This window comes from Streptomyces sp. ISL-11 (assembly GCF_018614525.1).
GTDB lineage: Bacteria > Actinomycetota > Actinomycetes > Streptomycetales > Streptomycetaceae > Streptomyces.
This window is the reverse complement of record NZ_JAGGOL010000042.1, coordinates 23,133-41,292: the sequence shown is the minus strand read 5'-3', so window position 1 is coordinate 41,292 and position 18,160 is coordinate 23,133. Positions and strand designations below refer to the sequence as shown.

Genomic DNA, 18,160 nt, shown 5'->3' with positions numbered 1-18,160 from the left:
ACCTCGGCGAAACAAATGGGTCATGCTTGGGAAATCCCGTCTCTCTAGGGTCGGCCCCAGCGCCCCACAGCGTATGGATCCCATATGGACCCGCATATGGCCCCGCACATGGACAGCGCCACCGAAGCAACCCCGACCGCTCACGGCCGGGCTAGGAGGAGTTGGATGTTCCAGAACGGCGACGACGCCAAGAAGTTCATCGCGGACGAGGACGTCAAGTTCGTCGATGTCCGCTTCTGCGACCTGCCTGGCGTGATGCAGCACTTCACGATTCCGGCGGCGGCGTTCGACCCGGCCGAGGAGCTCGCGTTCGACGGCTCGTCGATCCGCGGTTTCCAGGCCATCCACGAGTCCGACATGGCGCTGCGCGCGGACCTGTCGACGGCACGCGTCGACCCGTTCCGCAAGGACAAGACGCTCAACATCAACTTCTTTATCCACGACCCGATCACGGGCGAGCAGTACAGCCGCGACCCGCGCAACATCGCCAAGAAGGCCGAGGCGTACCTCGCCTCCACCGGCATCGCGGACACCGCGTACTTCGGCCCCGAGGCCGAGTTCTACGTCTTCGACAACGTGCGCTTCAACACCGCCGCGAACGAGTCCTTCTACCACATCGACTCCGAGGCCGGCGCCTGGAACACCGGTGCGGTCGAGAACAACCGCGGCTACAAGGTCCGCTACAAGGGCGGTTACTTCCCGGCCCCGCCGGTCGACCACTTCGCCGACCTGCGTGCCGAGATCTCCCTGGAGCTGGACGCCGCCGGTCTCCAGGTCGAGCGCCAGCACCACGAGGTCGGCACGGCCGGCCAGGCGGAGATCAACTACAAGTTCAACACGCTGCTGGCCGCGGCCGACGACCTGATGCTCTTCAAGTACATCGTGAAGAACGTCGCCTGGCGCAACGGCAAGACCGCGACCTTCATGCCGAAGCCGATCTTCGGCGACAACGGCTCGGGCATGCACGTCCACCAGTCCCTGTGGACCGGCGGCGAGCCCCTCTTCTACGACGAGCAGGGCTACGCGGGCCTCTCCGACACCGCCCGCTACTACATCGGCGGCATCCTCAAGCACGCCCCGTCGCTGCTGGCCTTCACCAACCCGACGGTGAACTCCTACCACCGCCTGGTCCCCGGCTTCGAGGCCCCGGTCAACCTGGTCTACTCCCAGCGCAACCGCTCCGCCGCGATGCGCATCCCGATCACGGGCTCCAACCCGAAGGCCAAGCGCGTCGAGTTCCGCGCCCCGGACCCGTCCTCGAACCCCTACCTCGCCTTCTCGGCCCTCCTCCTGGCCGGCCTCGACGGCGTCAAGAACAAGATCGAGCCGGCCGAGCCGATCGACAAGGACCTCTACGAGCTCGCCCCCGACGAGCACGCGGGCGTCCCCCAGGTCCCCACCTCCCTCCCGGCGGTCCTCGAAGCCCTTGAGGCCGACAACGAGTACCTCCAGGCGGGCGGCGTCTTCACGTCCGACCTGATCGAGACCTGGATCGACTACAAGCGCACCCAGGAAATCGCCCCGATCCAGCTGCGGCCGCACCCGCACGAGTTCGAGATGTACTTCGACATCTAAGAACATCGCAGGTCAGAGCGGGTTTCTGCTCGCTTGGGCCGTCTGTGGGCCGTCGGCCGTGTTCTTCCCTCGCGGAAGGCACGGCCGACGTTCCGTTTCTCGACCTTTGATCGCCACACGGCCGCGCTCGTCTGGGCTAGCAAGGCGTGCTGTGCAGGGGCCTATTGCCCAGGATTGACCTATGAGCAGCCCTGGAGAGGACGGACCAGAGCCTCCGCACGCAGAGAACCACCATGCGGAGGCCGTGCCGCTTGCTGAGTATCCAGCGCTCGACTTTGCTCTGGGCGAATTCCACCTGGACCGCAAGGTCCAACAGGAGCGAGCCGCACAGTTGGACACAAGAGGGGGGCTCTCATCGGCTTCTCTGGTGGGCTGGTCGGCCTCATCATTCGTAATGAGCAAGGTCATTCAAACCTACAGCTTGCGGCACTGGCCACAGCCTCAGCCGCTGCCCTAGCCGGAGCTCTGGGGGCTTTGTGGCCCCAGGCATCATCGACACTCGACCCCATGACTCTGCGGGGCTACATTACGTGGGACGTCGAAGACGCCACGCTTGAGATCATGGATACTCGCATCAAGGCGTATCAGGAAGATCAAGGCCGCGTGAGGGCAAGGTTTCAGCTGATCGGGGCCTCATCAGCCCTACTTATGACCTCTCTGGTGCTCCTGAGTCGGCCCACCGAACACCTCGTCGATCGCTGCTCCGCCGGCTAGCAAGCATCGGACTGCCTTGCTTCCTCCGCGGTCCAGCTGCCGCACGCCCGATCTTGTGCCCCCGAGGGAGAGCTGAGACCGGCTTTGTCTAATTGTGTGCTGCCGCTTCTCGTCTTGTTTGAGTTACGGTCGTGCTGCTTCACAGGCCCTACACGGTTCCAGCAAAGCAATGCTGCATCGAACAAGGGAGAAACGTGAGCACTCAAGCGCGAAGACTTCGCTCCTTATGGGGGGGGCACTGGCCGCGTGTGTCCTGCTGCTGGCGGTGGGAACACCGGCATCGGCCGGCTCCGGTCCTGAGGGTGGCCCAGGGACAGCCACTCTGGACATTGATCATCTGGTCACCTGCACAATCAATGCGGTTAAACCCAACTACAGCGGCAGCACGGTCACCGCAGTTGGATACATGAGCAGCTGTACACCGAGCACTCCGGAGGTCTGTCGTACAGAGACGGACTTACTGCGGTACTACCCCGGTCCTGGCACGTTTGAAGTCGTGGCATCGGGTTCGGTCAACTACTCGTGCCCACCAGGAAACCGAACCAGTACGGCCGTCCTCCGGGACTGCGAGTCGAACCCCGTCAACTGGTCCTACATGACCCGGACGTGGGGAACGATCTTTCACGACGGCAAGTCCATCGTCCGCCACGTGGACAGCTCCCTGCTGAACGTGAGCTGCGTCTGAGGTAGTCCGCCTCCCACTAGCGGGTAGAAACCTCAGGCCGAGGGTGTGCGGCGGCAGGCCAGCCGCATGCCCCTGGCGGGCGTCTCAGCCCACGGAAGGGAGTCAGGGTTGTGACTGCCGGACATCAGGAACCTGCTTGGCGGTTTTGCACAGAGGTGAGCCGCCGCATGCATGACGTGTGCATGCGAGACACAACATTTCACAGCGAAGTCAGCCGGATGTATCGAAAGTGGCAGGTCGATCCGGTGAGCACCGATGCGAAGGTTCGGTTACTGACATCGCTCGCGTTGTACTCGCTGATCCTGGACCGCCCATCCTCCGCCGAGCGCGACTGGGAGAAGCTCTCAACGGCTCTCGTCCTCGACACGGTGACAACCAAACCTGTTCACGAGCTCTTCGCGTCTCTTCCCGCTCTGGAGCAAGAAGACGCAGGGCACGTCCAGGCCTTGAGGCTTATGAGCTACCGCTTCGGTGCCGTCTCCGGTCCATCGGCTACAGCAAAATACTGGGCATACCTCACCGCCTTAGTCGGCCTCTTCCTGGAACAGATCGCCACGGCCACGACAGAGGAAACACCTACCTGCAAGTCCATCCTCGATGCTGGCCGATGAAACATCACATAACCACGAGCCACGTACGCGGATGCCCCCGGAAGACATCAATCCGCTCGCCGGCTTCTCCCGCGCGCGTGGGGATGATCTAGACGCCGTGCGCGACCGTGGCCCTGACGGCGGCGGGGCCCACCATGACGCGTGCCAGGCGGCGAGCCAGGACGGAGCCGATGCGGATCTGCGGCGCTAACGCTAATGCGCTGGCAGGAGACGGTTTGAGCTGCTAACGGCCCCGCTAACGTAAGCGGGGCCAGTCGCTAACACCGGGAGCTCCGCAGGGGCGATCCCGGGCCCGCCGGCGACTCGCAACAGTCAGGATGTGCGCCTCCGCTGGGCCGCCTGTGGGCCGTCCAAGGGGAACCGACGACGACCAACAACGACAGATGACGGCCACTCCCGCGCAGGTCAGCGAGCCTTGCTGACGCCGGCCCCCAGGATGAAGAGATAGCGCGTCAGTTCTTCGACATCCAAGAGCGCGCGGAGGCCCCGCGAGGGGCCTCCGGTCGGCGGGTCATGGAGCTTGCTCCTGAGCCCCGTCACCGCCCATCGGGCGGTGACGGGGCTCTTGGGTTTCGTTGGCGCAGCCGATGCGTCGCCCGTCTCGCCCAAGGGCAGTACTGCCTCATGGTCGCCATACCGCACGACATACGCGTCAGGATCGAAGCGCCCCACATCTGGTACGTCGCCACGGTGAACCCTGATGGATCGCCGCACGTGAGCCCCATGTGGGTGGGGCTCGACGGGGGGCTGGTGCTGTTCAACACCTCCATCGGGCGGGTGAAGGAACGCAATCTCCGCCGCGAACCGCGGGTGTGTCTGTCCCACGCGGATCCCGAGGACCCTTACGACCGCGTGCAGATCCGCGGCACGGCCGTCCGCTTCGTGGAGGGGGCGGAGGCGGACCGGAACATGGACCGGCTGGCGCGCACGTATCTGGGCGCCGAGCGGTTCGCATGGGGAGTTCCGGGCGAGCGGCGTGTCATCGTGCTGGTCGAGCCGTCCCGGATACGCCGGGTGTCCGGCGTCGAGCCCCTTCCGGCCGGGGCTCCGGGCAGGACATGAAGGCCGGCCGACGCCGCCGGTCACCCGGTGGGTGACCGAAGCGATTTATGCGATCGGCATACCCGGCTCATGTCGGCGGAGTAGCGTCCTCGGCCCCACCACACTCAGACCGTTCGAGCCGGAGCCCCATGTCTGCTTCCTTCCCGTCCCCTCCCTCTCATCCCTACGCGCCGGCGCCGCAGGTGCCCCGGCGCTGGTGGCAGCATCCGGCCCTGGTCATAGCCTTGTTGGTCCTCTTCCCTCCCGGCGGCATCCTGCTGGCGTGGCTGGGGCGCTGGACGACGGGCAAGAAGGTCATCGCGACGTTGCTCTCCGGCCTCTGGTTCCTGCTGATCCTTTTCTCCGACCCGCCCAAGGACACGAAGGACGACAGCAAACCGGTCGCGAAGCCCGCCGCCGCGGCGTCCCCGTCCCCCACGCCCTCCGCGACGCCCAAGAGGGATGCGCCGTCACCGACACCGACTCCGACCAGGGACCCGGTGATGCCCTCGGTGGTGAACACGTCGTACGCGGAGGCGTTGAAGGTCATCAAGAGGCTGTCCGGCGGCGATGCGCGGGCCCTCAGCGCGTATACGGATGTCGAACTTCCGAGGGTTCACGACGAGTGGACCGTCTGTTTTCAGGCCCCCGCGGCAGGCGGAAAGGTCGTACGGACGGGAACCTCCGCGGAGCTGCGCCTGGTGGAGCCGGGCACGGCGTGCCCTGAGGAGGAGAACACCGCGCTGCACCCGAAGCCCACGCGGGAGCCCGGCCCGGATCCGGACAACGGATCGACAGGCGGCGGCTCCACGGGCGGCTCCAGCACTTCGGGTGGTTCCGGCACTTCGGGCGGCAGCAGTTCCAGCGGCGGCGGGACCTCCGGTTCCGGCGGGAGCGGAGCGGGCGTCGTTCACCCCGGCTCGTACTGCTCACCCGCCGGGGCGACCGGCGTCACCAAGAAGGGCACGCCCATGGTCTGCGGCCCCGCGTCCGACGGCAGGAACCGCTGGCATTCCTGAACAACACGGCCGGCCGGAGTCGAGGGCAGAACGAAGGGCCGGAGCGGAATCGCTCCGGCCCTTCGCTTCGCCCCGCGCTCTACTCCGTGCGGTCCGTTACTTGACCGAGCCGCTCCACGTGGCTTCCTTGTAGTTCACGACGCCCGGTTCGACGCTGACCTCCATGCGGTCGCGCGCCTTGTTCTCCGGGACGAGGTAGACGTACGTGCCGGTCAGCGACTTGCCCGGATGGGGGCGGCCGGTGATGCCGTTGCCGAAGGTGATTCCCTTGCTGACGTCGTACGTGCGCTCCACGCCCGCGCCGTCGCCGTCCCGGGCGGAGACGCTGGTCAGGTCGAGGTTGACGTCCTTGTCGGTGCCGTTCTCGATGGTGACGGTCACCTTGTAGGCGACATAGCCTTCCTTGGTGCCGTACTTACTGAGTTCGGTTTCCTCGGGTTTGGCGACCGTGACCTTGAGGCCGTTCTTGTAGCGGGCCGTGTTGCCGAATTCGAGCGTGCGCTTCTCGGTCTGGACCCGGTCGTCGTCGGGCTCTTCGTCGGCCTCGTCGTCGGACTCGTCGCTCGCGTCCGGGGACGGCGTCGCCTCGGCGCTCGCCTCGGCCCTCGCCTTCTCCTTGTCGTTCTCCTTCTTCACCGCGTGGAAGAAGCCGATGGTCAGGAAGACGCCCAGGACGGCCAGTGCCATGGAGGCGGCGCCGAGCGCGGTGGCCGCGATCGACATGCCCTTGTGGGTCGCCATTCCCTTGCGCACCCGCGCCAGGCCGACCAGGCCGAGAATGAGGGCGACGATGCCCAGGGGCGCCGCGACCCAGAAGAGGAACGGCACGAGTCCGCATACCGCGCCGACGATTCCCAGCACCATTCCGGGAATGCCGAGGCCATTGCGGGGCGGCTCGGGCGGCAGCGGGAAATAGGGCGCCTGGGGCAGCGGTGCTCCCCACTGCGGCGGAGCCGACGGCACCATGGGCGGCACGGCGGGCGGCTCGGACGGCGGCGGGGGCGGGGGCGGCGGAGTCGTCATTCAGTGGTCCTTCTGGGGTGGTGCGAATTCCGGGGCCGGGCCCCATTCGGCTTCTTTGCCGACCTTTTTCGTCTTTTAGGCAAACTTGAGGAAGGGTATCCCGGCGGGCGTTCGCTGATACGACTGGGCCCTTGTCTCCTCTCGGAGACAAGGGCCCAGGGCCGGCTGGAGCGCGGTGTTCGTCCTCAGTGGCTGTCGTCGGGGATGAGCGAGCGCACCATCCGGCAGGTCGTGTTGGACGGCGGGCGAACGCCGATCCGCGCCGCGACCCTCCGTATCCGGCGGTTGTCGGCCTGCTTCGGGCGCTGGACGCCGGAGTGGAGCAGGGCGATGGCCAGACGCATGGCCTTCAGCCGGCGGTTGTGCGTCTCGTACCAGACACGTGGCCGGCCGGCGGGCAGCTTCTTCTTCGGCAGGGTGGGGAGAGTGGGCAGGTTCGGGAGAGGTGTTACGGCTGTGGCCATCGGCATCCTCCTGACGCGGTCGTGAGCCCTCGCTCAACTCCCCCTATTTTACTGCCGGGCACTGACAATCGACCCAGCTCAGGCGGCCTTTGACGGATCGCGCGATACGGTTGCGGGCATGGAGATCTGGATCAATCCCGCCTGTTCGAAGTGCCGCGGCGCCATCACCCTGCTGGACGCGGAGGGGGCCGGCTACACCGTCCGCCGCTACCTCGACGACGTACCGAGCGAGGCGGAGGTCCGCGCCGTCCTCGGCCGGCTCGGGCTCGAACCGTGGGACATCACGCGGACGCAGGAGGCGGAGGCGAAGGAGCTCGGCCTGAAGGGCTGGCCGCGCGACGCGGAGACGCGGGACCGCTGGATCGAGGCGCTCGCCCGGCACCCGAAGCTGCTCCAGCGGCCGATCATCACGGCCGACGACGGCACGGCGGTGGTGGCCCGTACGGACGAGGCCGTACGGGAGGCCCTGGCGCGGTCCGGGCGCTGACCGCGGCTCGCGGCACGGGGACCGGCTTCACAGGTGGAGCTCCGCCGGGAAGCCGGTCCAGCGCAGGTCGGCGGGAAGGTGCCGCATGTCGTTCTGGAAGAGGAGCGCGGCGGGGCGGTCCGGGGCGTAGCGGATCGCGGTGAGGGCGGCGTTGGCGTGGTCCAGGCCCAGCCAGCGCCAGTTCGGGGCGTCCATGGCGTGCCGTACGAGCCAGCCGATCAGGAAGTTGTGCGTGACGAGCACCTCGTGCCGGTCGGCGTCGCCCCGGACCGGGCCGGTGAAGCGCTCCACCGCCTCCCGGGCCAGCGCCGGTCCGCGCTCGCGGTCCTCCGGCGTGAACTGTTCCAGGAAGTCGAGGAAGCGGCCGGCGCCGTCCTTCGGCAGCTCGTACGCCTCCGGGAGGTACGGCACGTAGTCGCCGGCGGCCTCGCAGGCGTGCACGGGGACACCGGGGAGCTGCTCGCCTATGAGCCGGGCGGTCAGGGCCGCCCTTGGCAGGGGGCCGTGGTGGATCGCCGAGACGGGGAGGTGGCGGAGGCGCCGGCCGAGCAGGACGGCCTGCCGTTCGCCGGTGTCCGTCAACCCGCTCCCGTCCGGTGCCGCCTCGCCGTGCCGGACGAGATGGAGGTAGCGGGTGGCTGTTCCGGTCATCTCCGTGCTCCCTCGCGTCCCGGGGCGCTCTTCACGCCGCTCCACAGTGGACGTGGTGCCCACGACGGCGGTTCCGCGGGGCCGGAACGTCACGGGCTCCCGCGAGAACCCCGCGGCCGGCGTCGTCACCTGAGCGGAAGGCCGAGAAGCTCTTCCAGCCGGGTGACCGTGTCGGACGGGTCGGCGTCGAGGACGACGGCCATGCCGAGGTCGCGGGCGGGTGCGAGATTGCGCGCGCTGTCGTCCACGAAGACGCAGGCGTCGGCGGGGAGTCCCATGAGGCCGAGCGCCGTCGCGTAGATCGGCGGTTCGGGTTTACGGGTTCCGTGGTGCCCGGAGAGGACGACGGGGTCGTACCGGGTGTCGAGTTCGTAGCCCGCGTAGGGATCGTAGGGCGTGGAGCCGAGGCTGTTCGAGAGGATGCCGACCCGTACGCCCGCCCGGTGGGCGGCCTGGGCCGCGTCGATCAGCGTGGGTTCCGGGCGGAGGCCGGCCAGGACGCGGCCGAGCAGATCGGTGGCGTCGACGCTCAGCAGGGGCGCCGTGCGTGCGTTCCACTCGGCCTGGCTGATCAGCCCCCGCTCCAGGCTCGTGTACAGCTCGCGTCCCACCGGGTCCGTGGAGATGACGTTCAGAAAGGCGTCGGGGGCGAGTCCCTCGCGCAGGCAGAAGGCTTCGGTCGCGTCGGCGATCGGGGTCGTCAGGACTCCGCCGAAGTCGAGGAGCAGACCTCGGGGCCGGTCGCCGGTGTGGCTGGGCATGGGGGCTCCTCCTGCTGGTGCGGTGGGCCCCTTGTTCCTTCCGGCTCCTTCGGCCGGTCAAACGAAACGGTCGCTTCCGATGATCTGACCACACCCAGAGGACGATGACCGCGCGAAGTCGACCGCTTCCGTAGGGCAATTGATCACCTGAAGGCTATCCGGAGGTAACTCCCCCTGATTTGATGTGGGCGGCGCGTCGTCCCCCCAGCAACGGGGGTCACGCCCGTATCTGTGCCGTCACCGTCCCCGCCCCACAAGGGAGATGCAGTGCCGCTCGTCCAGCACGCCAGAACCACCGCCTCCGCGCTCGCCACCGCTCTCGCGGCCGTTGCCCTGACCGCGGCGCTGCCGCAGACGGCCGAGGCCGCTTCGGGCGGCGCCACCGCCGCTGCGGTGCCGGAGCTCAAGGTGCTCACGTACAACACCTTCCTCATGAGCACGAGCCTCTACCCGAATTGGGGGCAGGACCACCGGGCCAAGGCGATTCCCGCCGCCGGATTCTTCGGGGGAAATGACGTCGTCGTCCTGCAGGAGGCATTCGACAACGGCGCCTCGGACGCGCTGAAGGCCAATGCCGCCGGGCAGTACCCGTATCAGACGCCGGTCGTCGGGCGGAGCAAGGGCGGCTGGGACGCGACGAGCGGGAATTACTCCACCACGACGCCGGAGGACGGCGGTGTCGCGGTGCTCAGCAAGTGGCCCATCGTCCGCAAGGAGCAGGTGATATTCAAGGACGCGTGCGGGTCGGACTGGTGGTCCAACAAGGGCTTCGCCTACGTGGTGCTGAACGTGAACGGCACGAAGGTGCACCTCGTGGGAACGCACACGCAGTCGACCGACAGCGGCTGCAAGGCGGGCGAGGCCGCGGCGGACCGGGCCAAGCAGTTCCGGCAGATCGACGCGTTCCTCGACGCGAAGAACATTCCGGCGGGTGAACAGGTCATGCTCGCGGGCGACTTGAATGTCGATTCGCACAGCGCCGAATACGCGTCGATGCTCGCGGACGCCGACCTCGCGCCGGCGGATTCCCGCACCGGACACCCGTACTCCTTCGACACGAAGGAGAACTCGATCGCGGCCTACCGGTACCCGACGGACGGGCGCGAGGACCTCGACTACGTGCTGCACCGCAACGGCCACGCCCGGCCCGCGGCCTGGCGGAACGCGGTGGTCAAGGAGTCGTCCGCGCCGTGGACCGTCTCCAGCTGGGGCAAGGACTACACGTACACCGACCTGTCCGACCACTACCCGGTCGTGGCCGGCACGAGCTGAGCACCGGCGGACCGGTCACCGCCGAGTCGGTTGTCAGTGGCGGGTGGCAGGATCTTCCTACGCGGGCCGCTGAAGGCGGGCGGCTCACCGATCGAGGGGGATCCATGCTGCCCATCACCGTGAACACCGAGTCCGGCGAGGTCCGTTCGGAGGTCACCGCCGAGGAACTGGCCGAGCTGATCGGCCGTCTGGGCGGGGACGGGGACCGGTTCGCGGTGGTCGAGCGGCTGGGGAGCGGGGACGAGGGGGAAGAGGCGGACCGGGACGGCGACGGGGGCGACCACTACATCCAGACCTGGCACGAGGGCGACGGCCCGTACGAGGTGGAGTACCGCGAGGGTTCGGCGGAGCGGCACTTCGGGGTCCGGATGAACGACGCGGAGGAGGTCGCCGCCGTCTTCGTGGCATGGGCGCGGGGTACGGAGGGGTGGGCCGACGGCCACGCCTGGGAGCGGGTCGAGCTGCCGGCCGCCGACGAGGAGGCGGAGGAGCCCGAGGGGGAGCTCGACCCCGCGCTGCTGGAGGAGGCCGAGGATCATGCCCGGATGCTGGTCCACCGCGCGTTCGACACCGCCGAGGAGGTCGCCGAGGCCGTGTCCGACTACTTCTACGCCGACGGCGGTACGCCGGTGCCCGTGGCGGCCGCCCGGAGGATCGTCGGACGGCTGTGGCGCGAGCGCCTGGCGGAGCAGGAGACCTGGCCCGAGGTGACGGACTTCGACCGGCTGTCGGACGCCTTCGCGGCCCTGGAGAAGCGGGGCGTCACCGCCCGCATGCACTTCACCTGCTGCGGGAACTGCGGGCGCACGGAGATCGGGGCCGAGGCGGCCCCCGGCGATCACGGCTTCGTCTTCTTCCACCACCAGAGCACCGAGGCGGCCGCCGAGGGACACGGCCTGTCCCTGTCGTACGGCGGCCACTGGGCGGGTCCCGACGCGGACGCGGAGCAGGCGCGCGAGGTCACCGCGGCCGTCGGGCGCGAGGTGGTGGCGGCGCTCACCGGGGCGGGACTGCCGGCGGTGTGGGACGGCGACCCGGACCGGGTCATAGACGTCGAGCCGATGGGCTGGCGCAAGCGGCTCCCGGCGAGCTGAGGGCCCGGGACGGGCCGGTCGGGTCGTGTCGTGCGCACCACCGCTGCGCGGCGGTGTCCTCAATCTCCCCCAGCTACCGCTGGGAGGTGCCCCCAGACGGGCTTGTTTCGGCTGAGCCCGGCCACAATCAGCCCGTCCGGCGATTGAGGACGCGCCCGCAGGGCGCCCGCCGCCGCAGGCGGCAAAGACGACCCGCAGCCGAAGACCCGCCAGGCACGCCCCCAGGGCCGGCATTCCGGGCGCGCCAAGACCCCCGCCCGTAAGCCCACCCCACGGACGCCAAGGTTCCGTATCAACCGCCGGGAGGCCCCTGCTGCCCCGTCGCAGGTCATGCTTCAATAGGGGCATGGCCAGCTTCCAGAACACCGCGACGGGTCGCAGCGACCTGGAGCCTTTCTGGCCGTCCCGTCAGCACCACGACTTCGACCGAGTGTGTTGCCGCGCGACCTTCGCGCAGGCCCGCTCCTCCCGCTGACCCCACGTCGAAGTCAGCCGCCGGTCCCTCGTCCGGCCCATGCCCGCGCCTCGCACGTCCCTCGACGGTCACTTCGCGCGAAAGAGCTGAGCTCTCCATGACGAACCTCCGTACCCTGACCGTGCCCGCCACCGCCGCCCGCGCCGCCCACCCCCAGGCCGCACCCGCCACCGCCCCCGCCGCCCAGCCCGCACACCGCCACCGGCTGCGGGCCGTCGCCCCCGACGAGGTGGCACCGGTCGCCGAGCTGCTGCACTCCGGGGCCGCGACATGGCTGCCCGCGCCGCAGCACACCGTGCCCACGCTGCCGGGCCGGCCGCCGATGATCGGCTACCTGGTGCTCGTACCGGCCGAGCAGCCGGCCCCCGGGGCCGGGCCGGCCGCCGAGGGGGGCGACGCGCTCGTGCGCATCGACCCCGAGCAGCGGGCCGCCTACGTCTCGGGCCGGCTGCTGGACCTGACCTACCTGGAGTTCGAGCTGCTGGCCCACCTCGTCGCGCACCCCCACCGGGTGCACACGCGCGACCAGTTGGTGACCACGGTCTGGGGCTACGGACACGTGGGCGACGGGCGCACGGTGGACGTCCACGTGGCCCGGCTCCGCCGCAAGATGGGCGCCGAGCACCGCGCCTCGATCGTGACCGTCCGCCGGGTGGGCTACAAGTACGCGCCGCCGGCCTCCTACTGAGGGCGTCGCTCCGGGCGTCGTACGGCCGCGCCGTCGGCCGCCCGGGGCGGGGCACGGGACGAAGCAGTGAGGTGGGAGGGGGGGGTTAGGTACACCATGGTCAGGGCAGTACCCCCCGTGACCATGACAGGCGGGACCCGCAGACTGGTGCCGTGCCCGGGAAAAGGGCGCTGACGAGCACGGACCGTCGCGGGGAGACACACATGAAGGTCGGCACCGCTCTGCTCGCCGGAGCCCGCGGGCTATGGCTGGTGATCTACGGGCTGGTGACGTCCGCTCTGCTCTTCAGCCTCACCCTGGTCTCGCTCGTCCTCATCCCGCTGGGGATCGGCGTCTTCACCACCCCGGTCCTCATCGGTGCCACCCGCGCCTACGCCAACCAACGCCGCGCCCAGGCCCAGGACTGGGTCGGCGTAGGGATCGCGGCACCGTACCGGCCACTGCCCGCCCCGCGCCCGGGCGTCGTGGGACAGCTGGAGCGGTGCACCAGCCTGCTCAAGGACAAGGCGACCTGGCGCGACCTCCAGTGGCTGCTGACGGACATGACCGCCGGCACGGTGGTGGCCCTGCTGCCGGCGGCGCTGCTCCTCTACGCGCTCTGGGGCCCGGTGCTGGCCTGTGGCGTGTGGAAGCCGATCGTGCGGGCCGACGGCACCCAGTGGTTCGCGTTCGTCCCCATCACCAGCCAGTTCACCGCCAACCTGGCGGCCGGCACCGGGCTCGCGTTCGGCCTCCTCGGCATCTTCGTCAACCAGGCTTTGCTGCGCGGCCACTTCCTGATGTCGAAGCAGTTCCTCCAGCCCACCCGGGAGCAGGAGCTGGCGCTGCGCGTCGACCGGCTCACCGAGTCCCGCCATGACGCGGTCGACAGCTCCGCCGCGGAGCTGCGCCGCATCGAGCGCGATCTGCACGACGGCGCCCAGGCCCGGCTCGTGGCCATGGGCATGAGCCTGGGCACGATCGAGGCGCTGATCGAGAAGGACCCGGCACAGGCCAAGCAGCTGCTGGCCGCGGCCCGCGCCCACTCCGCCGAGGCGCTGACCGAGCTGCGGGACCTTGTGCGCGGCATCCACCCGCCCGTTCTCGCCGAGCGCGGCCTGGGCGATGCCCTGCGGGCGCTGGCGCTGCGGATGCCGCTGCCCGTCGAGGTGGACGTGGAGCTGACGGGCCGGGCCGAGGCGCCGGTCGAGTCGGCCGCGTACTTCGCGGTCAGCGAGGTCCTCACCAACGCCGCCAAGCACTCCGGCGCCCGCCGTGTCCGGCTCGACGTGCACCACACGGAAGGGTCGCTCCGCATCGCCGTCACCGACAACGGCCGCGGCGGCGCGCAGGCGCCGTCCTCCGGCGGCGCGGGCACCGGGCTCCTCGGCATAGAGCGCCGCCTCGGGGCGTTCGACGGCGTGCTGGCCGTCAGCAGCCCGGTCGGCGGCCCCACGATGGTCACGATGGAGATCCCCTGCGAGCTGCGGTGACGCCCGGCCCGCAGGGCCGGTGACAACCCGTCATCTTCCCCGCCGGTCCGGTACCCCGGCCCCGGATCGGCGACCATGGCGGGTGAAAGCGCCCCCGATCCGGGGGCCGCCGATCTCCCCGACCATGGAGTTGCCCGTGCGCGTTGTGCTCGCCGAAGACCTGTTCCTCCTGCGGGACGGCCTGGTCCGGCTGCTGGAGGCGTACGACTTCGAGATAGCCGCGGCCGTGGAGAGCGGCCCCGAGCTCAGCCGGGCGCTGGCGGAGCTGAAGCCGGACGTGGCGGTCGTGGACGTACGGCTGCCGCCGTCGTTCACGGACGAGGGCCTGCAGTGCGCGCTGGCGGCGCGCCGGGAGACGCCCGGGCTGCCCGTGCTGGTGCTCTCCCAGCACGTGGAGCAGTTGTACGCCACGGAGCTGCTGGCCGGCAGCAGCCGGGGCGTCGGGTATCTGCTGAAGGACCGGGTGGCCGAGGTGCGCGAGTTCGTGGACGCGGTGGTGCGCGTCGCGCGCGGGGGCACCGCGCTGGACCCCGAGGTCGTCGCACAGCTGCTGGGCCGCAGCCGCAAGCAGGACGTGCTGGCCAACCTGACACCGCGCGAGCGGGAGGTCCTCGGTCTGATGGCCGAGGGACGGACGAATTCCGCTATCGCCCGTCAGCTGGTGGTCAGCGACGGAGCCGTCGAGAAGCACGTCAGCAACATCTTCCTGAAGCTCGGGCTGTCGCCCAGTGACGGGGATCACCGCCGGGTGCTGGCGGTGCTCACCTACCTCCGGTCCTGACCGGCCGGCCGGCCCTCCCGCCTCGGGAGTGTCCAGGTGGGAGGGCCGGCCCGGCGAGGTCCTAGAACCAAAGACCTAGGGGACGGCGTCCTACCGAGCGGGGAGCCAGGGTCAACAAACCTTGCTTTACCAGGACAGAACGGCGCCACATCCTCGCCCTTGTCTTGTGATCCATCCCAGGTAGGTGACCCTTACCCACGTACGATGGCGGTGGGTAAGCCGGTCGGCACCACCACGTGCGGACCGCCGCCACGAGGGAGGTCCGAAGCAGTGACCAGCCAGGTCAGTAGCCCGGCCGAGCAGGCCGAACCAGCCGAGCAGCCGGGTGGGGCCGCCCCGCCCGCCGCGGAGCGGGAGCCGTCGCTCTCCGCCCCGGGCCGGCCCGCGGCCGACGGCGCCGAAGGCGCCAAGGAGGTCCGGAAGCTGGAGCGGGTGATCATCCGGTTCGCGGGGGACTCGGGTGATGGCATGCAGCTCACCGGTGACCGTTTCACGTCGGAGACGGCGTCGTTCGGCAACGACCTGTCCACGCTGCCGAACTTCCCCGCCGAGATCCGCGCCCCCGCCGGCACCCTGCCGGGCGTCTCCTCTTTCCAGCTGCACTTCGCCGACCACGACATCCTCACCCCGGGTGACGCCCCGGACGTGCTCGTCGCGATGAACCCGGCGGCACTGAAGGCCAACATCGCGGACGTACCGCGTGGCGCGGAGATCATCGTCAACACCGACGAGTTCACCAAGCGCCCCATGGCCAAGGTCGGCTACGCCACCTCCCCGCTGGAGGACGGCTCGCTGGACGGCTACCGCGTCCACCCCGTGCCGCTGACCACCATGACGATCGAGGCCCTGAAGGACTTCGGCCTGTCGCGGAAGGAGGCCGAGCGCAGCAAGAACATGTTCGCCCTCGGTCTGCTGTCGTGGATGTATCACCGGCCGACGCAGGGCACGGAGTCGTTCCTGCGCAAGAAGTTCGCGAAGAAGCCGGAGATCGCCGAAGCCAACGTCGCCGCGTTCCGGGCGGGGTGGAATTTCGGTGAGACGACGGAGGACTTCGCCGTCTCCTACGAGGTCGCCCCGGCGACGGCCGCGTTCCCGACGGGTACGTACCGCAACATCTCGGGGAACCTGGCCCTGTCGTACGGGCTGATCGCCGCCTCGAAGCAGGCGGACCTGCCCTTGTACCTGGGTTCGTACCCGATCACGCCGGCCTCCGACATCCTGCACGAGCTGTCGAAGCACAAGAACTTCGGCGTGCGGACGTTCCAGGCCGAGGACGAGATCGCCGGCATCGGCGCGGCCCTGGGCGCCGCCTTCGGCGGGTCGCTCGCGGTGACGACGACGTCGGGTCCGGGTGTGGCGCTGAAGTCGGAGACGATCGGGCTGGCGGTCTCCCTGGAGCTGCCGCTGCTGATCGTCGACATCCAGCGCGGCGGCCCCTCGACCGGGTTGCCGACGAAGACCGAGCAGGCGGACCTGCTCCAGGCGATGTACGGGCGCAATGGCGAGGCGCCGGTGCCGGTGGTCGCGCCGCGCACGCCGGCGGACTGTTTCGACGCGGCCCTGGACGCCGCACGCATCGCCCTGGCCTACCGCACCCCGGTGTTCCTGCTGTCCGACGGCTATCTCGCCAACGGCTCCGAGCCGTGGCGGGTCCCCGAGACGCACGAGCTGCCCGACCTGCGCGTGCAGTTCGCCACCGGCCCGAACCACACCCTGGCCGACGGCACCGAGGTGTTCTGGCCCTACAAGCGTGACCCCCACACCCTGGCCCGCCCGTGGGCCGTCCCGGGCACGCCGGGGCTTGAGCACCGCATCGGCGGAATCGAGAAGCAGGACGGCACGGGCAACATCTCCTACGACCCGGCCAACCACGACTTCATGGTCCGCACCCGCCAGGCCAAGATCGACGGCATCGAGGTCCCGGACCTGGACGTCGACGACCCGGACGGCGCACGGACCCTGGTCCTGGGCTGGGGATCGACCTACGGGCCGATCACGGCCGCCGTGCGCCGCCTGCGCGCGGAGGGTCTGCCCATCGCGCAGGCCCACCTGCGCCACCTCAACCCCTTCCCCCGCAACCTCGGCGAGGTCCTGAAGGGCTACGACAAGGTGATCGTCCCCGAGATGAACCTCGGCCAGCTCGCCACCCTCATCCGCGCGAAGTACCTGGTGGACGCCCACTCCTACAACCAGGTCAACGGCATGCCGTTCAAGGCCGAGCAGCTCGCCACGGCTCTCAAGGAGGCCATCAATGACTGAGGCGCTGAAGCTGGTGCCCAAGGCCGAGGCCAAGCAGTCCATGAAGGACTTCAAGTCCGATCAGGAAGTGCGCTGGTGCCCCGGCTGCGGTGACTACGCGATCCTGGCCGCCGTCCAGGGCTTCATGCCCGAACTCGGCCTCGCCAAAGAGAACATCGTCTTCGTCTCCGGCATCGGCTGCTCCTCCCGCTTCCCGTACTACATGAACACCTACGGGATGCACTCCATCCACGGCCGCGCCCCGGCCATCGCCACCGGCCTCGCCTCCTCCCGCCCCGACCTCTCCGTCTGGGTCGTCACCGGCGACGGGGACGCCCTCTCCATCGGCGGCAACCACCTCATCCACGCCCTCCGCCGCAACGTGAACCTGAAGATCCTGCTGTTCAACAACCGGATCTACGGGCTCACCAAGGGCCAGTACTCCCCGACCTCCGAGGTCGGCAAGATCACCAAGTCGACGCCCATGGGGTCGCTGGACGCGCCGTTCAATCCGGTGTCGCTGGCCATCGGCGCCGAGGCGTCCTTCGTGGCGCGCACGGTCGACTCCGACCGCAAGCACCTCACCGAGGTCCTGCGGCAGGCGGCCGACCACCCCGGCACGGCGCTGGTGGAGATCTACCAGAACTGCAACATCTTCAACGACGGCGCCTTCGAGGCGCTGAAGGACAAGCAGCAGGCCGAAGAGGCGGTCATCCGCCTCGAGCACGGGCAGCCCATCCGTTTCGGCGCCGACCGGAGCAAGGGCGTCGTGCGGGACACGGCGACCGGAGATCTGAAGGTCGTCACGGTCACCGCGGACAACGAAGCCGACATCGTGGTCCACGACGCCCACGCGGCGTCGCCCACCACCGCCTTCGCGCTCTCCCGCCTCGCCGATCCCGACACGCTCCACCACACCCCCATCGGCGTCTTCCGCAGCACCGAACGCCCCGTGTACGACACCCTCATGAACGACCAGCTGGAGACAGCGGTCGAGCAGAAGGGCAAGGGCGACCTCGCCGCGCTCCTCACCGGCGGCGACACCTGGACCGTCGTCGGCTGATTCCGGCGCGCATCCACCGGCCGGGCACCCATCGGGTGCCCGGCCG

At 69.4% G+C, this 18,160-nt stretch carries 18 protein-coding genes; 14 read left to right on the top strand and 4 right to left on the bottom strand.

Annotated elements, in window-relative coordinates; genetic code table 11:
- Positions 1–165 precede the first annotated feature (165 nt).
- The 5 genes from glnA (at position 166) to J7E86_RS11385 (ending at position 5,645) form a co-directional block, all read left to right on the top strand.
- Positions 166–1,575, top strand: a complete 1,410-nt coding sequence (gene glnA / locus J7E86_RS11405; RefSeq protein WP_215081473.1) for a type I glutamate--ammonia ligase — start codon at positions 166–168, stop codon at positions 1,573–1,575.
- Between the two features lie 1,210 nt (positions 1,576–2,785).
- Positions 2,786–2,974 carry a hypothetical protein gene (locus tag J7E86_RS11400; RefSeq protein WP_215081472.1) on the top strand — a complete coding sequence of 63 codons (189 nt, stop codon included), beginning with the start codon at positions 2,786–2,788 and terminating at the stop codon, positions 2,972–2,974.
- A gap of 167 nt (positions 2,975–3,141) precedes the next feature.
- The gene (locus J7E86_RS11395) at positions 3,142–3,585 is read left to right on the top strand and encodes a hypothetical protein (RefSeq protein ID WP_215081471.1); all 444 of its coding nucleotides are present in this window, start codon (positions 3,142–3,144) and stop codon (positions 3,583–3,585) included.
- A gap of 624 nt (positions 3,586–4,209) precedes the next feature.
- Complete coding sequence (locus J7E86_RS11390) at positions 4,210–4,647, top strand: PPOX class F420-dependent oxidoreductase (RefSeq protein WP_215081470.1); 438 nt, start codon at positions 4,210–4,212, stop codon at positions 4,645–4,647.
- A 128-nt stretch (positions 4,648–4,775) separates the two neighbouring features.
- Entirely contained in the window at positions 4,776–5,645 is an 870-nt protein-coding gene (locus J7E86_RS11385) for a hypothetical protein (RefSeq protein WP_215081469.1), read from the top strand.
- 96 nt (positions 5,646–5,741) lie between these two features.
- Here J7E86_RS11385 and J7E86_RS31600 read toward each other — a convergent pair whose 3' ends face one another.
- Positions 5,742–6,668 carry a DUF4190 domain-containing protein gene (locus tag J7E86_RS31600; RefSeq protein ID WP_215081468.1) on the bottom strand — a complete coding sequence of 309 codons (927 nt, stop codon included), beginning with the start codon at positions 6,666–6,668 and terminating at the stop codon, positions 5,742–5,744.
- Positions 6,669–6,853: 185 nt separating this feature from the next.
- Entirely contained in the window at positions 6,854–7,132 is a 279-nt protein-coding gene (locus J7E86_RS11375; protein ID WP_215081467.1) for a hypothetical protein, read from the bottom strand.
- A gap of 118 nt (positions 7,133–7,250) precedes the next feature.
- Between J7E86_RS11375 and J7E86_RS11370 the strand changes: the two genes are divergently transcribed.
- Complete coding sequence (locus tag J7E86_RS11370) at positions 7,251–7,619, top strand: arsenate reductase family protein (protein WP_215081466.1); 369 nt, start codon at positions 7,251–7,253, stop codon at positions 7,617–7,619.
- A gap of 27 nt (positions 7,620–7,646) precedes the next feature.
- Here J7E86_RS11370 and J7E86_RS11365 read toward each other — a convergent pair whose 3' ends face one another.
- Positions 7,647–8,270: a histidine phosphatase family protein gene (locus tag J7E86_RS11365; RefSeq protein WP_215081465.1), complete on the bottom strand. Its 624-nt coding sequence runs from the start codon at positions 8,268–8,270 to the stop codon at positions 7,647–7,649.
- A 125-nt stretch (positions 8,271–8,395) separates the two neighbouring features.
- Positions 8,396–9,031, bottom strand: a complete 636-nt coding sequence (locus tag J7E86_RS11360; RefSeq protein WP_215081464.1) for an HAD family phosphatase — start codon at positions 9,029–9,031, stop codon at positions 8,396–8,398.
- Between the two features lie 267 nt (positions 9,032–9,298).
- Here J7E86_RS11360 and sph point away from each other — a divergent pair, with 267 nt between their 5' ends.
- The 8 genes from sph (at position 9,299) to J7E86_RS11325 (ending at position 18,114) form a co-directional block, all read left to right on the top strand.
- Complete coding sequence (gene sph, locus J7E86_RS11355; RefSeq protein ID WP_215081463.1) at positions 9,299–10,303, top strand: sphingomyelin phosphodiesterase; 1,005 nt, start codon at positions 9,299–9,301, stop codon at positions 10,301–10,303.
- Between the two features lie 104 nt (positions 10,304–10,407).
- Positions 10,408–11,397 (top strand): hypothetical protein, encoded by a 990-nt coding sequence (locus J7E86_RS11350; protein WP_215081462.1) that lies wholly within the window; start codon positions 10,408–10,410, stop codon positions 11,395–11,397.
- Between the two features lie 346 nt (positions 11,398–11,743).
- The gene (locus J7E86_RS31595; RefSeq protein ID WP_285439680.1) at positions 11,744–11,872 is read left to right on the top strand and encodes a hypothetical protein; all 129 of its coding nucleotides are present in this window, start codon (positions 11,744–11,746) and stop codon (positions 11,870–11,872) included.
- 97 nt (positions 11,873–11,969) lie between these two features.
- A complete protein-coding gene (locus J7E86_RS11345) occupies positions 11,970–12,560 on the top strand; it encodes a winged helix-turn-helix domain-containing protein (protein WP_215081461.1) in 591 nt (196 codons plus the stop codon).
- Between the two features lie 203 nt (positions 12,561–12,763).
- A complete protein-coding gene (locus J7E86_RS11340; protein WP_215081460.1) occupies positions 12,764–14,032 on the top strand; it encodes a sensor domain-containing protein in 1,269 nt (422 codons plus the stop codon).
- 136 nt (positions 14,033–14,168) lie between these two features.
- Entirely contained in the window at positions 14,169–14,813 is a 645-nt protein-coding gene (locus tag J7E86_RS11335; RefSeq protein WP_374223789.1) for a LuxR C-terminal-related transcriptional regulator, read from the top strand.
- Positions 14,814–15,083: 270 nt separating this feature from the next.
- Complete coding sequence (locus J7E86_RS11330) at positions 15,084–17,072, top strand: 2-oxoacid:acceptor oxidoreductase subunit alpha (RefSeq protein WP_215081458.1); 1,989 nt, start codon at positions 15,084–15,086, stop codon at positions 17,070–17,072.
- Complete coding sequence (locus J7E86_RS11325) at positions 17,065–18,114, top strand: 2-oxoacid:ferredoxin oxidoreductase subunit beta (protein WP_215081457.1); 1,050 nt, start codon at positions 17,065–17,067, stop codon at positions 18,112–18,114. Before J7E86_RS11330 ends, J7E86_RS11325 begins: the two co-directional genes overlap by 8 nt.
- The last annotated feature ends 46 nt before the right edge of the window (positions 18,115–18,160 follow it).